Source organism: Mesorhizobium sp. M0522 (assembly GCF_040321085.1).
Lineage (GTDB): Bacteria > Pseudomonadota > Alphaproteobacteria > Rhizobiales > Rhizobiaceae > Mesorhizobium.
On the sequence record NZ_JAMYQW010000004.1, the window covers coordinates 188,531 to 205,276 of the forward strand.

General features: G+C 63.2%; 13 protein-coding genes and 1 tRNA gene. 8 read left to right on the forward strand and 6 right to left on the reverse strand.

The genetic code is table 11. The features are described 5' to 3' along the window. The first annotated feature begins 251 nt into the window (after nucleotides 1-251). On the forward strand, nucleotides 252-2,210 hold the full coding sequence (locus NKI58_RS07570; RefSeq protein ID WP_352783631.1) for an acetoacetate--CoA ligase: 1,959 nt from the start codon (nucleotides 252-254) through the stop codon (nucleotides 2,208-2,210). Between the two features lie 282 nt (nucleotides 2,211-2,492). Here the strand turns inward: NKI58_RS07570 and NKI58_RS07575 are convergent, their stop codons facing one another. Next, on the reverse strand, nucleotides 2,493-6,239 hold the full coding sequence (locus tag NKI58_RS07575; protein ID WP_352826587.1) for a PAS domain S-box protein: 3,747 nt from the start codon (nucleotides 6,237-6,239) through the stop codon (nucleotides 2,493-2,495). A gap of 253 nt (nucleotides 6,240-6,492) precedes the next feature. Here NKI58_RS07575 and NKI58_RS07580 point away from each other — a divergent pair, with 253 nt between their 5' ends. Then, on the forward strand, nucleotides 6,493-6,951 hold the full coding sequence (locus tag NKI58_RS07580; RefSeq protein ID WP_254819298.1) for a phasin: 459 nt from the start codon (nucleotides 6,493-6,495) through the stop codon (nucleotides 6,949-6,951). Nucleotides 6,952-7,290: 339 nt separating this feature from the next. Beyond that, nucleotides 7,291-7,367 (forward strand) — tRNA-His (locus NKI58_RS07585). Nucleotides 7,368-7,427: 60 nt separating this feature from the next. On the opposite strand, the gene NKI58_RS07590 is transcribed toward NKI58_RS07585, so the two are convergent. Continuing rightward, on the reverse strand, nucleotides 7,428-8,336 hold the full coding sequence (locus NKI58_RS07590) for a LysR family transcriptional regulator (RefSeq protein ID WP_352571618.1): 909 nt from the start codon (nucleotides 8,334-8,336) through the stop codon (nucleotides 7,428-7,430). A gap of 138 nt (nucleotides 8,337-8,474) precedes the next feature. Here NKI58_RS07590 and NKI58_RS07595 point away from each other — a divergent pair, with 138 nt between their 5' ends. The 4 genes from NKI58_RS07595 (at nucleotide 8,475) to NKI58_RS07610 (ending at nucleotide 11,157) form a co-directional block, all read left to right on the forward strand. Then, complete coding sequence (locus NKI58_RS07595; protein WP_352571617.1) at nucleotides 8,475-9,227, forward strand: SDR family NAD(P)-dependent oxidoreductase; 753 nt, start codon at nucleotides 8,475-8,477, stop codon at nucleotides 9,225-9,227. 92 nt (nucleotides 9,228-9,319) lie between these two features. Next, on the forward strand, nucleotides 9,320-10,048 hold the full coding sequence (locus NKI58_RS07600) for an SDR family oxidoreductase (protein WP_352541770.1): 729 nt from the start codon (nucleotides 9,320-9,322) through the stop codon (nucleotides 10,046-10,048). After that, nucleotides 10,048-10,392, forward strand: coding sequence for an Atu4866 domain-containing protein (locus NKI58_RS07605; protein ID WP_352577548.1), 345 nt, complete (start codon nucleotides 10,048-10,050; stop codon nucleotides 10,390-10,392). The genes NKI58_RS07600 and NKI58_RS07605 overlap by 1 nt, the downstream gene beginning before the upstream one ends. Nucleotides 10,393-10,902: 510 nt before the next feature. After that, nucleotides 10,903-11,157, forward strand: coding sequence for a DUF768 domain-containing protein (locus NKI58_RS07610; RefSeq protein ID WP_023677464.1), 255 nt, complete (start codon nucleotides 10,903-10,905; stop codon nucleotides 11,155-11,157). A 61-nt stretch (nucleotides 11,158-11,218) separates the two neighbouring features. Here the strand turns inward: NKI58_RS07610 and NKI58_RS07615 are convergent, their stop codons facing one another. The 3 genes from NKI58_RS07615 to NKI58_RS07625 all read right to left on the reverse strand — a co-directional run bounded on the left by NKI58_RS07615 (nucleotide 11,219) and on the right by NKI58_RS07625 (nucleotide 14,946). Then, nucleotides 11,219-12,346 carry a DmpA family aminopeptidase gene (locus tag NKI58_RS07615; RefSeq protein ID WP_352698063.1) on the reverse strand — a complete coding sequence of 376 codons (1,128 nt, stop codon included), beginning with the start codon at nucleotides 12,344-12,346 and terminating at the stop codon, nucleotides 11,219-11,221. A 7-nt stretch (nucleotides 12,347-12,353) separates the two neighbouring features. Then, entirely contained in the window at nucleotides 12,354-13,919 is a 1,566-nt protein-coding gene (gene xseA, locus NKI58_RS07620; RefSeq protein ID WP_352457093.1) for an exodeoxyribonuclease VII large subunit, read from the reverse strand. 70 nt (nucleotides 13,920-13,989) lie between these two features. Then, nucleotides 13,990-14,946, reverse strand: a complete 957-nt coding sequence (locus tag NKI58_RS07625; RefSeq protein ID WP_023680469.1) for a LysR substrate-binding domain-containing protein — start codon at nucleotides 14,944-14,946, stop codon at nucleotides 13,990-13,992. 178 nt (nucleotides 14,947-15,124) lie between these two features. Between NKI58_RS07625 and NKI58_RS07630 the strand changes: the two genes are divergently transcribed. Further along, nucleotides 15,125-15,415 (forward strand): DUF1127 domain-containing protein, encoded by a 291-nt coding sequence (locus NKI58_RS07630; RefSeq protein WP_352571613.1) that lies wholly within the window; start codon nucleotides 15,125-15,127, stop codon nucleotides 15,413-15,415. 175 nt (nucleotides 15,416-15,590) lie between these two features. Here the strand turns inward: NKI58_RS07630 and NKI58_RS07635 are convergent, their stop codons facing one another. Next, nucleotides 15,591-16,649, reverse strand: coding sequence for a DUF937 domain-containing protein (locus tag NKI58_RS07635; protein WP_352783639.1), 1,059 nt, complete (start codon nucleotides 16,647-16,649; stop codon nucleotides 15,591-15,593). Nucleotides 16,650-16,746: the final 97 nt, after the last annotated feature.

A 16,746-nucleotide genomic window follows, 5' to 3' on the forward strand; every position in this document is an offset into this window, starting at 1 on the left:
GCCCGACGGGTGTAACCGACGGCTGACGCATTTCAAGTCTTTATGGCCCGGCGATGGCATTTGCGCACACCCTGACCGGCGCGGTCCAACAAAATCTTGCTCTGCTGCATCGCGATATGCATAAGCGATGCCAATGCATGTCGCCCAAAAGTGCGCAGCGGTTTTGGGATAAACGACATGCATAAAGACAAAAGTTTAAAGCGCGTCGCGTGAATCTCTTCAAACGTGACGTGCTTTAAGGAGGAACAATGATGGCTGACGACGCACCGCTCTGGATCCCGACGCAAGAGCAGATCGACGCAGCGCCGATGACCGCCTTCATGAACGCCGCGGCGAGCATAGCCGGCGAGGCTTTCTCCTCCTATACCGACCTGCATCGCTGGTCGATCGATCACCGCGAGACCTTCTGGAGCCTGGTCTGGGACTTTTGTGGCATCGTCGGCGACAAGGGCGAACGCGTGCTGGTCGATGGCGACAAGATGCCCGGCGCGACCTTCTTTCCTGAGGCGAAGCTGAACTTCGCCGAGAATCTCCTCAAGAAAACCGGGCTTGGTGACGCAATCGTCTTTCGCGGCGAGGACAAGGTCGAGCGGCGGCTGTCCTGGAACGAGCTGCATGCGCTGACCTCGCGGCTGCAGCAGCTTTTCCTGTCGCTCAAGGTGAAGAAGGGCGACCGCATCGCCGCGATGATGCCCAACATGCCGGAGACCGTTGCTGCGATGCTGGCGGCCGCGTCGATCGGCGCGGTCTGGTCGTCCTGCTCCCCAGATTTCGGCGAGCAGGGGGTTCTCGACCGGTTCGGCCAGATCGAGCCTGTCGTGTTCATCGCGCCGGACGGCTACTGGTACAATGGCAAGGCGATCGAAGTCGCCGACAAGATCGCGGCCGTGGCGGGCAAGCTCGCCACCGTCCGCAAAGTCCTCATTGTCGACTATCTCGGCACCTCGCTCGACGTCGCCGCGACCATCGGCAAGGCGGCTGCGCTGGAAGAGGCGCTGTCACCCTTTGCCGCAGGGCCTGTCGCCTACGAAAGGCTGCCGTTTTCGCATTCGCTGTACATCCTGTTTTCATCGGGCACGACCGGCATTCCCAAATGCATTGTCCATTCGGCCGGCGGAACGCTGATCCAGCACGTCAAGGAAGAACGGCTGCATGCCGGCCTGCTCGACGGCGACCGCTTCTTCTACTTCACCACCTGCGGCTGGATGATGTGGAACTGGCTGGTGTCGGGCCTGGCATCGGGCGCCACCTTGCTGCTCTACGACGGCTCGCCGTTCTACCCGGACGGCAATGTGCTGTTCGACTTCGCCGATGCCGAAAAGATGACCTATTTCGGCACCTCGGCCAAATTTATCGATTCCGTGCGCAAGGCCGGCCTGAAGCCGATCCGCACGCATGATCTTTCCAGCGTGCGCACCATCTCATCGACCGGCTCGCCGCTATCGCCGGAAGATTTCCGCTTCGTCTACGAAGGCATCAAGAAGGACGTGCATCTGGCTTCGATTTCCGGCGGCACCGATATCGTCTCCTGCTTCGTGCTCGGCGTGCCGATCGAACCGGTATGGACCGGCGAGATCCAAGGGCCCGGGCTCGGCCTTGCCGTCGATGTCTGGGACGATGACGGCCGCCCGCTCCGCCAGGAGAAGGGCGAGCTCGTCTGCACCAAGGCGTTTCCGGCAATGCCGATCGGCTTCTGGAACGACCCTGACGGCAGGAAATACAAAGCCGCCTATTTCGAACGTTTCGACGATGTCTGGTGCCACGGCGATTTCGCCGAATGGACCGTCCATGGCGGCCTGATCATCCATGGCCGTTCCGACGCCACGCTCAATCCGGGCGGTGTCAGGATCGGCACGGCGGAGATCTACAATCAGGTCGAGCAGATGCCGGAAATCCTCGAAGCGCTGTGCATCGGCCAGGATTTCGACAATGACGTGCGCGTCGTACTGTTCGTGCGGCTGGCGGCCGGCGTTGAGCTCGATGCCGAGCTGGAAAAACGCATCCGCGCGAAAATCCGCACCGGGGCGAGCCCGCGCCACGTGCCGGCCAAGATCGTCGCCGTCAGCGATATTCCGCGAACCAAATCGGGCAAGATCACCGAGCTCGCGGTACGCGACATGGTGCACGGCCGCGCCATCAAGAACAAGGAAGCGCTCGCCAATCCCGAAGCGCTCGAGCTGTTCCGCAACCTGCCGCAGCTTGCCGACTGACCCCGGGATCCAAGGTGGGAGCCGTTTTGAGGTCTCAGGTATCGTTAACAAATTATCTCTTCGGAATTTACCTAGATTTCATGAGTGGTACACATTGGTAAATTTTCCGGCGTGCCGGTAAGGATTTGTTAAGGCCCGGCATCAATAGTCGTGCGTAACTTGAGGGAGAAATCCCGTTCCTCTTAGCCCCGAGAGGATCTGATTCGCTCAAGCCCCGTTGTGACAGCAATCCTATCATTCAAGGCGTCCTGTTGGACGCCTTTTTTCTTTGCGCAACCATAGCTAACCGGCGAGCACGCGGGTCGAGGGAAAGGCGACTTCGACCAGGGTTCCCTCGCCGGGCGTCGAGTTGATGGTGAACCGGGCCCGGTTCGCTTCGACCATCGCCTTGGTCAGCGGCAGCCCAAGACCCGTGCCGTCGCCACGGCCGCGCTTCAGCGCATTGATCTGCTTGAACGGCTTCAGCGCCTGCTCGATCTCGGACTGGCTCATGCCGATGCCGGTATCGCGCACGCGCATGACGACATCGCCGGAGATCTCGTAAGCCGTCGACACGATCACCTGGCCGCCAGCCTGCGTGTAGCGGACGGCGTTCGACAGGATGTTGAGCGCGATCTGCCGCACGCTGCGCAGATCGGCCACCACTTCCGGCAGCCGCGAGGCGAAGCTGGAGCGGATGATGACGCGTTCCCGGTTGGCTTGCGGCTGCATCATCGCCACGGTTTCGGCCAGCGTGTCGTTAAGCGACACCGCCTCATAGGCCATCTCCTGCTGGCCGGCCTCGATTTTCGAAATGTCGAGCAGGTCGTTGACCAGATCGAGCACGTGGTTGCCCGAACGGTTGATATCGCGCAGATAGTCGCGATAGCGGTCATTGGCCACCGGCCCGAATTTCTCGTCGACCATCAGCTCGGAAAAGCCGATTATGGCGTTGAGCGGCGTGCGGATCTCGTGGCTGATGCGGGCCAGAAAATCGGTCTTCTGCGACGAGGCGCGTTCGGCGACCGCGCGCGCCTGGGTCAAGTCCTCTTCGGCCCGCTTCCACTGGGTGATATCGCGCACCACCGCACAGAAGCCGCTGTCGTTGGGCAGCCTGCCGATGGTCATGAACAGCGGAATGAAACGCCCCTGCGCCTCGCGCCCGATCACCTCGCGGCCATCGTTCATCACGCTTGCGACGCCGGGCTCCGACAACCCCTCGAGATAGTCACGCGCCGCGCGCTGGCTTTCGATCGCAAACAGCGAGACGAACGGTTTGCCGGTCACCTCGTCGCTGTCGAAGCCGAACAGCGCTTCCGCCGGACGGCTAATTGAACGGATCGTTCCGTTACGGCCGATCAGCACGACGCCGTCGGTGGCGGTGTCGATGATGGTGCGCATTTCGGCAATGCGTGCCTTGAGCTCGGAAACATCCGGCTGCGTTTGGTCTTCGGCGGCGCCATGTGGAATGGCTGCTGCTTCGTCGTCGCCGGAACGGCGTACGACCAGCATCAGCGCCTTGCCGTTTCCCCAGGGCACGGAGCGTAAAATCGCATCGATCGGAAACTCCTGACCTTCGCGCGTTTTCAGCCGCAGAGCGCGGTCGCCGCCGTCGGAACTGCCGTCGTCCGCATAAGGATCGGCAAACAGCGCGCCGAGCCCGCCGGCCTCGTCCAGGGCATTGAGCGTCGCATAGCCGGTCAAGCCGAGCAATTCGTCGTTCGCGTAGTGCAGTTGATCGCCGGAATGGATAAGCACCGGCACTGGCAGCTTGCCGAGGATCGAGGTATCCGGCCCCTTGTTGTCCTCTCCGGCAAAGGCCGACGGCACGAAGCCGTCGAGTTTGAGCGGTGGTGCCTGCGGCCGCTCGACAGGCGGCACCTGGCCGGCAGCGTCGGCTGCGGCTGCGCTGTCCTCGGACCAATCCTCGCTATCCTCGGCGTCACGGAAATCTTCGGCCGTCATGCTATCGTCGTCGCCATCCCGCGGCGCTTCGGCGACGATCGTTCGACGGTTCGTGCTGGGCTCAACGCCTTCCTGCGCTTCATCGCTGGGTTCGCGATCGGCATAGTCGAGCAGCGATCCGGAAACAGGGCGTGTGACGGGTTCGCCGGCTTGCGCCTCTGCTACCGCCTCATCCGGCTGCTCGCCGTCGAGCCGGGCGAGGTCCTTCTGGTCCTCGGCATCGGCCTCGGGCGGTTCGGCGGCAGCCGCCTCGCTTTCCGGACCTGGTTCCGGCATCTCACCCTTGTCCGTCGGGCCGGCTTCTTTCAGCTTTGGCTCGTCGGCCTTGCCGGCTGCCTCGACTTTCTCAACCGGCTTCTGCTTTCCGGCGCTGGGCTGTTCTTCGGCCGGGGTGCTGTCCTTCTTGAGACGCTCGCCAATCTCGCGAAACGCGCTGCGTTCCAGCGTCGACAGGCCCTTGTCGTTGGCCGGCTGCCGGTGCTCGGCCAGCCGGATCACCTTGTCGGCAAAGCGCCGCTCGGGTTTTGGCACGATGGTCAATGCCGGCACTTCGCCCCTGAACGGATCGGCGGGTTTAGGTGTCTCGGGGAGAGGTTCGACGGCTTTCGGCCCGATGGTCACGGCAGGTTTCTCCTCGGCGACAAGGGCCATGCCGACGGCATCCGGATCGACCACCGCATCGCCGCTCCTGGCCACGCCGAAACCGCGAAAACCTTCGAAAACGCGGCTGCGGCTGTAAACCGGGAGCGCCGCCAGATCGACGGGTATCTTCAGATCGGTGCCGGCGACCGGCCACAGCACGGAGCGGCCGGACCAGGTGTCGCGCCGTTCGAGCAGGCCGGCAATCTCGCCAGAAGCATCGAGGCCATAGGCGGCCGAAACATCCTCGAAGCGGCGGCCGATCACGTCGGCGGCAGGCTTGCCGACGAGCTCGGCAAATTCCGGCGACAGGGCGCTGAAATGGCCCTCCGCGTCGGTACGCCAGACGAAACGCATGGGCGCGGCGGTGCGATCGATCGCCGAAGCGCGGTGTTCGGCCGGCGAGGCGGCTTTGGTGGCCTTTGCGGCGCTTTCCGGCGAAGTATCCGCGCCGGCCTGCGAAGCGTCCGGGCTGGTCTCGACTTTGCCGGACGCAGCTGCCCCGGGCGGGACCTGCGCGTCGTCGCCGGCATTGAAGTACCAATGGTCATGCTGCGTCGGCGCTTCGCCAACCGTGCGGTGATCGTCGGCCGCGTCGGCAGGTTCGTGCTCGGCCGATGCCGAGGTGCCTTCCATCGCTGCAAGGTCGATCTCCGCCGCGCCGGTGCTGGCGATTGGCTGCTCGTTGTCCTGGTCCGTTGGCTGGGGAAGATCGCCACCGCTCAGTGCCGCTGCCGCCTCGGTTTCCCCGCCGGCGCGCTCGCCATCGGGGGCCTCGCCGTCAAGCCGGTCCTCGTCGATCACCACCAGCAGGTGCCGCTCTTCCGTCAGCCGGGCAAGGCCCGCGGGATAGGAGCTGGACCCACCCGGAACCAGGCGCTTGACGATGCGGTCGCTCTCGTTCGCCACATCGGCGACAAGTGCGGCCAGCGTCTCAGGCCGGATGCCGAGCGCCGAAAAGCCGTGCGATGCGGCGTCGATATTGCCCTTGGCATCGACAAAGGCGATGTAGTGGCCGTCTTCCGTAAAGCCACCGATGGCGCGGTCGGCGATCTCGGCGGCGCTTCGCGAGCCGGTCTGCGCCGCCTGCAGCGCCAGCATGATTGCTTCCTCGCCATCGGGCATGGTCACCGCGCTGGCCAGGAAACCGACGGCACGGCTGGTCAGGCCGGTCGCCAGCCGGACCGTGATGGCACGGTCGCGGCCGATCTGCGGAAAACCGCTGGTTGCCATGATCTGGCGCCGGGCGATCAGCGGCAACCCTGCCGAGGCGCCGATGATAGCGCCGATGTCCGGATAGCCGAATACCGCCGCGCCGGGCCCGTTGGCCCAGATCACCTGCTCGAGATCTGCCGACAGAATGGCGATCGCGTCGCCTGCGGCGAAGCGCAGGCGGACGGCGTCGAGCACGGCGACGTCAAGGAAGGAGTAGTTTTCAGCCGGCATGCGCTTGGCGACCCTCACAGAGCGGGCAATTTGCGGTTAACGCTTTGTTAATAAAAGCCGACGGCGCGAAGGTCCACAAGTCATAGCGTGCAACCAGCGGAATCTCTAGGCGCGTGGTTAACGCTGCGAACCAAATATTTTATGGTGCGATGCAACAAACATGTTGCAACGCACAAAATTTGCCTTTATATTGCCATGATAGATGAACGAGACGGCATTTTGTCAAAGCCGCTGCCGCTGAAAAGGATGGAAAATGTCCAGGACCAAGACCGCTGAAACGATCGAAAACGTTGAATTCCCGAGCTTCGACGCTTCGAAGGCCACCGACCAGATCCGTGCCTTCGCCGAAAAGGGCGTTGAGCAGTCGAAAGAGGCCTACGCCAAGCTGAAGACCGGCGCCGAGGAGACCCAGAAGGCTCTGGAATCGACCTACGAGACCGCCAAGTCCGTTTCCAGCGACCTGTCGCTCAAGACCATCGCCGCCCTGCGCGCCAATGCCGAAGCCGGCTTCTCGCATTTCGAAGCCCTGATCGGCGCCAAGTCGCTGTCGGAAGTCGTCGAGTTGCAGACCGCTTTCCTGCGCAAGCGCGTTGAAATGACCGTCGAGCAGGCTAAGGACTTCCAGGCGGTTGCTGCCAAGGCGGCCGAGGACGTATCCAAGCCGATCAAGACCGCCTTCGAGAAGGCCGTGAAAGAAATCAAGATCGCCTAATATTTGCGCACAGTTTGACGATGCATCAAAAGGTCGCATTTCGTCAGACAAATAGATGTGCGATATAGTGATTTAAGTGAATACCCGGCGGGTGGAACCTCCTCCCTCTGCTCACCGGGGTGACCAGCCAGCACCTCCTCCCGCTGGCTCGTAACAGGAAAAGGCCGGCACCTCCTCCCGCCGGCCTTTTCTTTTGTCCGGCGGAAAATGACGCGATGCCGGAGCGAGCTTTTGCCTTGCCAAAAGCCTTGAATTAAACTCCGATAGCCCGTATGGACGCATCGCCGAACGACAGAGCGGATCCCGAACGTTTCATCTCGATCCCGCTCAGGCAAACGTGCCGTTGTAGCTCAGATGGTTAGAGCGCCGGATTGTGGATCCGGAGGTCGCTGGTTCGATCCCAGCCAACGGTACCATTCAGCTTTCAGCCAGGCTTCTGACCAATAGCGCAAGCGATCTCTACGATCCGGTTGCGGTTACCTGCGATCCCGCGCCTGGCGCGTGGCGCGCAGGTGGTCCACGAGGCCCCTCAGCTTCGGCGCGATATTCCGTCTGCTGGGGAAATAAAGATAGAAACCCGCAAACGGCGGAAAATAGCCGTCGAGGATTGGCACGAGCTCGCCGCGGTCGAGCCAGGGGCGGAATGTATCGGCCATGCCGAACGTGATTCCGGCGCCTGCAACGGCCAGTCGGATCATCAGCCACATGTCGTTGGTAGTGATCTCGGGCGCAACCGCCACGTCGAACTCGCGCCCGTCCTCGCCGAACTCCCACCGATAGGGCGAAACTCCCGGCGCCGGCCGCCAGCCGATACATCGATGTGCCACAAGCTCGCGCGGATGGGCGGGTGCTCCGAACTTCTCGAGATAGCGCGGGGCGCAGACGGCCATCTGCCGCTGATCGCCCGATACCGGCACGGCAATCATGTCCTGCTCGATCACTTCGCCGAGCCTCACTCCCGCATCATAGCCTTCGGCAACGATGTCGAATTCCTCGTCGGTGACCACAATATCCAGATGCACCTCGGGAAACCTTTCTGCAAAGGACGCCAGCAGCGGTCCTGACAGAAAGGCCTCTGCGATAGACGAAACCGCGATCCGTAGGCGGCCGCGCGGGCGGTCCAGAAACTCCGTGGTGGCTTCGATTGCCGCGTTCACGTCGGCGATCGCCGGTGCGACGCTCGCCAGCAGGCGTTCGCCCGCTTCGGTCAGGTTGACGCTGCGTGTCGTGCGCTGCAGCAATGCGATGCCAAGGCGCTGTTCAAGCCTGAGGATGCTCTGGCTGACCGCTGAGCGCGTCACGCCCAGACGGTCTGCCGCAGCGCGAAAATTGCGTTCCTCGGCCACGGTGACGAAGACGGCAATCGCATTGAGATCGATGTCCATTGGTTAGTCAAACTTACCATCTAGGTTAACGGCGGGCGGGTTATCGCGACAATGCCATGGCTCTATCTCTGTCGCAACGGCAAGAAAGGCTTGATCCCCCGATCCAAGTCGATGCCGGCTGACCAAGGAGATACCCCCATGACATCACTTCCTTCCCCCTGGGACCTGGATGGAAAAGTCGCCCTCGTGACCGGCGCGGCACGCGGCATCGGCCGCTGCACGGCGGAACTGCTGCGGGCGCGGGGCGCCCGGATCGTGGCAAGCGATCTCAGCGACAGCGTACGCGAATTGGAAGCCGAGGATGTGGCGACCCTGGTCGGCGATGTCGCCGACGAGGATCTGGCCAGACGCTCGGTCGAACTCGCCGCGAAGCGCTTCGGACGACTGGACATTGTCGTGAACAATGCCGGTCGCACGCTCAACAAACGACTGACTGAGACCTCGGTCGACGACTATGACCGCATCCTGCAGATCAACGCGCGCGGCAGCTTCGTCACTGCCCGTGCCGCAGTGGAATTGATGGCCGCCGGCGGTAGCGGCGCGATCGTCAATGTCTCGTCGATCTCGGCCGTCGCGGCCTTCGAGACGCAGGCGGCCTATGCCTCCTCCAAGGCGGCTGTCGCACAGCTGACCAAGGTGATCGCGATCGAATACGGGCGCACGGGCATTCGCTGCAACGCCGTTGCCCCTGGCGTGATCGAAACCGACATCATGGAAGGCGTGGTGGAGAATGGCCGGGAGATGCTGCGCAGCTTCGGCGGCGCGCATCCAATCGGCCGGATCGGCCAGCCGCAAGAAGTTGCCGAGGCCATCGCCTTTCTTGCCTCGCCGGCATCCAGCTTCATCACCGGGGCCTTGCTTCTGGTCGATGGCGGCTACACCGCCCAGTGAGCCCCCCAATAGGGCCGGCGCGCCGCGGGAGCTCACCCGCACCCAATCCCTTCACATCGTGAAAATAATCACAGACCAAAAGGATCATCTCGATGACCATGAACAGAGTTGTTCTGATCACCGGTGCCTCCAGCGGCATCGGCGCTGGCATTGCCCGCGAGCTTGGCGCGGCAGGTGCGAAGCTGATGCTCGGCGCACGCCGCACCGACCGCCTTGAAGCGCTTGCGGCCGAAATCGAGGCAGCTGGTGGAACGGTTCGCGTGCGAGCGCTCGACGTCACCAGGAGGGCGGATGTCGCAGCATTCGCCGACGCAGCCCGGGCCGAATGGGGCCAGGTCGATGTCATCGTCAACAATGCCGGCGTCATGCCGCTGTCAGCCATGGCAGCCATGAAGGTCGACGAGTGGGAGCTGATGGTGGACGTCAACATCAAGGGTGTTCTGTACGGCGTCGCGGCGGTTCTGCCCGAGATGACGGCACGCGGCTCCGGTCACATCATCAATATCGGTTCCATCGGCGCACTGGCCGTCTCGCCCACGGCCGCCGTCTATTGCGCAACGAAATACGCTGTCCGCGCGATTTCCGATGGGCTCCGCCAGGAGAGTGACGATATCCGCGTAACCTGCATTCATCCTGGCGTGGTGGAAAGCGAGCTGGCGAACACGATCTCCGACGAAGCCGCTGCCGCCGCCATGAAAACCTGGCGTGCTATTGCCCTGCAACCCGATGCCATCGCCAGGGCAGTGCGCTACGCAATCGAACAGCCCGACGATGTCGACGTCAACGAGATCGTCGTGCGTCCGACGAAGGCGGCGCATTGATGCGATCCACTTTGGCCGCAGTGCTTACGCGTATTGCCGTTGCTGTAGCTCCAACCGGCCTGACCCTTCCTTCAACTCCAATCCTCGCGGAAGAACCAATGACGCACCAAGATCATCCCTATGTCGGAATGTGGGTCACCGAGGATCGCCATATCAGGCACGAACTCCTGCCGAACGGCCGTTATGACGAAGCGCGCGGTGACCGCGAAAGCGCCTACCGGGGACGCTATGAAGTGCACGGCAACCACATAGAATACTGGGACGATACGGGCTTCACCGCGGATGGTGAGTTCGTCGAAGGCGTCCTCTATCATGCCGGCATGATCCTTTACCGCCGGCGGTAGAGAGCCACCCTGAGACAAGCACTTCAGGATTCCACAAGACGCTATTGCATGCCTTGCATGAGACGCTCGGCAGCTTGCACTGCAAGGCCCGTCACACCACATATCTTCACGCAAGCGCGGCGGAAAGAAGCAGGATCGCGAGCAGAGTCGACATTGCAAATGGTTGTCACTATATAGCGGCGGCTTTGACGGCTCGCCTCTTACATGGTGCCGGCGAGAGCGCGGTAAATGTGCTAGTCATTGTGACATCTATTGTGATCTAAAACGGCTTGAAAATCGAAAAAAAGCAAATAGAAACAATAGCGCGGGTCGAACGAGTTTCGTCGAGAGAATCAGTCCTCAAGAACTAGAACGTGCTCCTTGAACCCTCCATTCCCTTCAGCTCTGTGGACCTCGGACAAGTTCGGCTTGCCGGGCGAAGCCGACTCGGCTCGAATGGCAGCACGCATCTTTTCGAAGATGCCGACGTTTATGATTACCAACCGGCATAGCCGCTAGGGAAACAGCAGTATGAGTGAACACGCGATCGAGTTCTTGCGCGGGTGGATTGGCGAAAAAGTCCACTGCCAGCCCTCGCCAGCCAGAATCGAGAAGCAGGCCGAGACCCTCGCCAGGGAATGTGCGGCCAAGGCTGCCGAGGCCGGCATACCCCTGGAGGATATCCAGGAAGAGGTCGGCGACATTCAGGAGCTCATTGCTTCGAGGCTCGAAGAGGCGGCCGAGGCCGACCAGGACGAGCGGAATTCCAACAAGCCTGCCGGCTGACGGACCGCCTCCGGCAAAACCTGCCGGGCGAACATTGCCTGTCTGATGCAGTTGCGCGGTCTTATCGCCGCGCAGCTCTGCCAAATCTCTCCTTAAGCCATGTTTTCGGCAACGCCGGCACGAAATTGCCGTCGCGCCCGGTCATGTCTTCATTGGCGACCAGCGCGTTGAGGATTGCTTCCTCCACGCTCTGAACGACGGCGTCGAAGAACGGGTTGATATCGGCATCCGGTATGTAGCCGGCGCTGACCAGCTTGCCGGCCGCGCCGCGCGCCGCGTCGGGATTGGCCGTGCTGAAGGCCAGAAAGATATCGCCGGACGAATTGTATCCATAGCCGCCGGTTAGCGCCACGCCGAGCGGCACGCGTTTCGCCAGCCGTTTCAACTGATGCGGCATGAATGGCGCATCGGTGGCGACGATCGCGATGATCGAGCTCTTCTCCGCTCGCGGCGTGTTGTCCCGGGCCGCCGGATCGGCGAGTTCCGCTCCGGCTCTGATGCCACGGATCACGAGGTTTCGCCGTGCACCGAAATTCGACTGGACGAAGCAGCCGATCGTTAAACGCTTTCCATTCCAGTCGACGCTGCGCGAGGATGTGCCGGACCCTGCCTTGAAGCCGAAGGTGATCATGCCTGTGCCGCCGCCGACGCTGCCCTCTTCGATCGGCCCGCTATCAGCCGTTTCGAGCGCGGAAAACACGTGCTCGAAGCTCACATGGTGGCCGTTGATATCGTTCAGGAAGCCGTCGTAAGTCTCGCCCGCCACCGGCAGCGCCCAGGCGCTGTCGAGCGATTGCGGCAGCACCGTCTGCATCCAGCGCAGCGTTGCGTCGCGGCTGACGCCGCAGGAATGCGTGTTGGTGATGGTGATGGGAAGATTGAACGCTCCGAGCTCCTCTATCAGATGCGAGCCGGTCAGTTCGCCATTGCCATTGGCGCTGAACATCCCGGCAAACGCCGGGACGGCCAACTCGTCTCTGGGCCGTGGCAGGATCGCGGTCACGCCGGTGCGTACCGGACCCTTGCCGACGACGAGCGGCCCATCCCCTGAGATCAGCGTGGTATAGCCGACCGTCACGCCGGGCACATCGGTGATGGCATTGAAGCGGCCTGGCGTGCCATCGAATGGGATCGCGAAGGCGCGGGCGCGCAGTTTGCCCGAGGGCGTCGCAAGATGCGGGTCGGTCATTTTTTCCTCAGAAAAGCGAACCTTGGCCGCCCGGCGCCTTGAGCTTGGCCGCGGGCTTGGCAACCGTCTTCGGCCGCGCCGTGCCACTGATGGCGACTGCATCGGCGGTGCCGTCGGCGAACTCCAGCGAAAGCGCCATCCCCGACACAACTTCTGCCGCGTGCTTGACCACCGCGCCGTCCGCATCCTTGACCAGCGCGAAGCCTCGCGCCAGCACGGCCTTGTGCGAGAGCGTCGCCAGCAGCCGGTCGGCCTGCGTCAGTTTTCCACGCAGACGGTCCAGCCGCCGCGAAATCGCCTGGTCCTGCCGCCGCGTCAGTGCCAGCAGGGCATCGCCTTGCAGTTTCTGCCGTCTTGCGATCGGCGCCGGTGACAGTCTGGTCGCCGTGCGCGAAAACCGCGCCCGACGCTCGCGCACGATGGCGAAGAAAGCCGCTTGCGCACGGGCGAGGTCGCGGCGGGTCAGAGTGCGGGCTTCGTTCATGCGCCGCGACAAAGTCGCCGGCGTCAGCCGCTGCCCCAGAAGCCTGGCTCGCTTGCGCTCGACGCTGACCGACAGCGCCCGGCCGAGCCGGCTCGTCGCCTCGTCGAAGCGCCGCCGCGGCAGCGCCAGCAACTGGTCGGGCGAGGGCAGCGCACGGGCGGCCGCGCGTGCCGCCTGCCGCTTGCGTTCGAAATTGCGCGACAGTGCGGTCTTCAACCGCGCGCCAAGGCCGGCAAGCGTCGCTTCGAGGTCGACCTTGACCGGCACGGCGATCTCGGCGGCGCCTGTCGGCGTCGGCGCCCGCACATCCGCCGCCAGATCGATCAATGTCCAGTCGGTCTCGTGGCCGACCGCGGAAATCACCGGAATGCCCGAAGCGGCGACGGCCCGGGCAAGCGCTTCGTCGTTGAACCCCCACAGATCCTCCAGGCTGCCGCCGCCGCGCGCCACGATCAACAGATCGGGCCGCGCGATGGCGCCGTCCCATGGCAGTGCGTTGAAGCCGTTGACGGCAGCGGTCACTTCCGCACCCGCCGTCTCGCCCTGCACCCGCACCGGCCAGACCAGCACGTGCAGCGGAAACCGGTCCTTGATGCGGTGGATGATGTCGCGGATGACGGCGCCTGTCGGCGAGGTGACGACGCCGATGACGCACGGCATGAACGGCAGCCTGCGCTTGCGCGCCGCGTCGAACAGGCCTTCGGCCTGCAGCCGGCGCTTGCGCTCGTCCAGCAGCGCCATCAGCGCACCGGCACCGGCCGGCTCGAGATTGTCGATAACGATCTGGTAGTTCGACTTTCCGGGATAGGTGGTGAGCCGGCCGGTGGCGATCACCTCCATGCCTTCCTCTGGACGGAATTTCAGCCGGCTCATCGTGGTCTTCCACACCACGGCGTCGAGCCGCGCGCGATCGTCCTTCAGGCAGAAATAGGCATGGCCGGAGGAATGCGGTCCGCGATAGCCGGAAATCTCGCCGCGCACCCGTACATTGCCGAAGACGTCCTCGACCGTACGCTTCAGCGCGCCGGAAATCTCGCTCACCGTATATTCGGTGGCGTTGGTGCGTGATTCGGATGCTGCGTCGCTCATCGGCCGATTGGGGGACGATTGCTGGCCGGCGTCAAGGCGGCCGTGTTCGATGTCCGCCCCAAACGCGCGATCACCAGCCCGGCAGGATCTGGTTCGGCTTGGTCCGCTTCATCTTGGCGAAGGCGAGGGCGGCGAAATCGAACGTGCCGGTCTCCTCGCCGAGTGGCACGGAAATATTGTCGAGGCTCTCCGAAATGTGGCGCGCAAGCGCGTCGACGATCTCCGGCCGCGAGGTCTGACCGCGCATGATACCGATGCGGCAATCGGGCAGGGCGCCGAAACCGTCGGCCTCGCCCAGCACCCGCATGCCGGGCCGCAGCGCGCATTCCGGCAGCACCGAGATCGCCAGACCGGAAAGCACCGCGGCGGCGATGACGGTGGCAGAGAAGCTGGTGAACAGGATGCGATAGTCGCGGCTCTGCTGATCGAGCACGTCGGCGGCGGCCCGCCGCCAGATGCAGTTCGGCCGGCCGAAGGCCATCGGCAGGATCGGCTGCTCATGCGTCGCATGGTTGGCCGAGGTAACCCACAGCAGCGGTTCGCGCCGCACCACTTCCGACTGGCCGCGCGCGTCGTTGTGCGTCACCAGCGCCAGGTCGAGATTGCCGCGCTTGATGTGTTCGACCAGTCCCGGCGTCGGTTCGCAGATAACGGTCAGTTCGACATGCGGGTTGGAACGGGCAAACCGCGCCATGATCTCTGGCAGGAAGCGATCGGCATAATCGTCCGGCGTGCCGATGCGGATGGTGCCTTCGAGCCGGCGGTCGTCGAAGGCGGCCAGTGTTTCCTTGTTGAGATAGAGCAGCCGCCTTGCGTAGGAGAGCAGTCTGTCGCCTTCCTCGGTCAGCCTGTTGGTGCGGCCGTCTTTTTCGAACAGCGGCTTGCCGATCCGTTCCTCCAGCCGCCGCATCTGCATCGACACCGCAGACTGGGTGCGATGCACCGCTTCCGCCGCGCGGGTAAAGCTGCCGGTGTCGACAATCGAGATGAAGGTCTGCAACTGATCGAGATCGAGCGGCGCTTTCATTGGCCTAATCCATCATTGATGCTGATGCTAAAGATTAGAAACATTCGTTGGATTAATCAATCGGGCCATGGCAAATTCCGATTGTCCACATGAAGGCATGTGAATCGAAGCCGGAACGGCCGCTGTCGCCAGCGCCCGATCGACCGGTTTCGCCCGTTCGAATGTGAAGGAGACCGACATGGCTACGTTTGATTTCGCTACCGAGACCTCGCGCATCACCTCGCGTCCGGCCGTTGCGACGCGCGTGGCCAATGCCGCTGCCAATGTTTACCGCGCCTGGAGAAACCGCCGCGCCTTTTATCGCCTCGGCGAGATGTCGGATGCCGAGCTCGCCGACATCGGCCTGACCCGCGCCGACCTGCACGTCGCTGTCGGTGTACCCTTTGGCCGCGATCCGACAGAAAGGCTTCGCGTCATCGCGGTCGAGCGCGCCGAAACGATCGAGGATATTGCCCGCAAGGTGGTGTGATCGCGTGGTTTCGCCGTTCGGGCGCGTTGAACCTTTTTGAGGCACGACGCCACTAAGTTACGCAGGCTCCCCACTCCCTGCCGGATCCCCCCGGCCAGCCTGCGCGCTGCCCGGTCCTCCCAGGACCGGGCTTTCTTTTTTGGGCGGCACTGATGATTGATTGCCGGTGTCTGGTCTACCGCCGGCCCATGCCCTGCTTGAACTGGTCGAAGATCGACTCCATGCCTTTCTGGTAGTCGTCGCGCTGCTGGGCGCCTGTCTCGAACATCTTGCCGAACAGGTCGTCAAACGGATTTCTCGGCCTGCCGCTCGGATTGGCCTGCGGCTGCGGCGCCTGGGGTTGCTGCGGCGCCTGACGCGGCTGAGACTGTTGTGCGCCACCGCCGAACATGTCCTGCAGCACCTTGCCGAGCGGATTGTCACCATAAGGGTTCTGTGTCTGCTGGGGTTGGTTCTGCGGCTGCTGTGGCTGTGGTGCACCGCCGCCGAACATATCCTGCAGCACCTTGCCGAGCGGATTGTCACCATAAGGGTTCTGTGTCTGCTGCGGCTGGCTTTGTGGCTGCTGCCCGCCGCCGAACATGTCCTGCAACACCTTGCCCAGCGGGTTGTCGCCGTAAGGGCTCTGCGTCTGTTGCGGCTGCTGCCCGCCGAACATATCCTGCAGCACCTTGCCGAGCGGGTTATCCGTGGGGCCTGCAGGCTGAGGGGTCGGTGCCTGGCTGCCGCCGCCAGCCTGCCGCATCATCTGCTCGATGAGCTCGCCAAGCGGATTGCCGCCACCGCCTGCCGCATGCATCTGCCCGCCTAGCTGGTCGGTGGTCTGCTTGAATAGCCCGCCGATCATCATCGAGGCGATTGCCGGCAGCATCTGCTGCAGGACCTGCTGGCTGACGCCGCTCGCCTGCGCGGCCTGGCTGGCGACGGCCCGCGACAGGTCCTTCGAGCCGAACAAATGGCCGAGAATGCCCTTGCCTTCATCGAGGCCCTGCGGCGAGAAGGCCCGGCTTGCATCCTCGAAATATTTGGCGTGCTGGCCGCTGGCCATCGCCGTCATGAAGGAGCCGAGCCCATAAGGGTCCGCCGTGTTGCGCTTCAGCCCCTGCGAAAAGGCCGGCAGCAGCGCCGCGACCGCCGCCTGCGTCTGCTGCTGCGAAAGCCCGAACTGCTGGGCCAGCGCCTGCATGCCGTTGCCGTTCTGGGCCTGTGCCAGAATATCGAACAAGGAAGGCATTGTTTTCTCCTCCGGGAAAATCCTCGTTGGAGAAGCCTAATTCGTTTCCATCACTGATTGAAGCGAATTTGCCGGACCATCGGCCAAGCGGATAGCG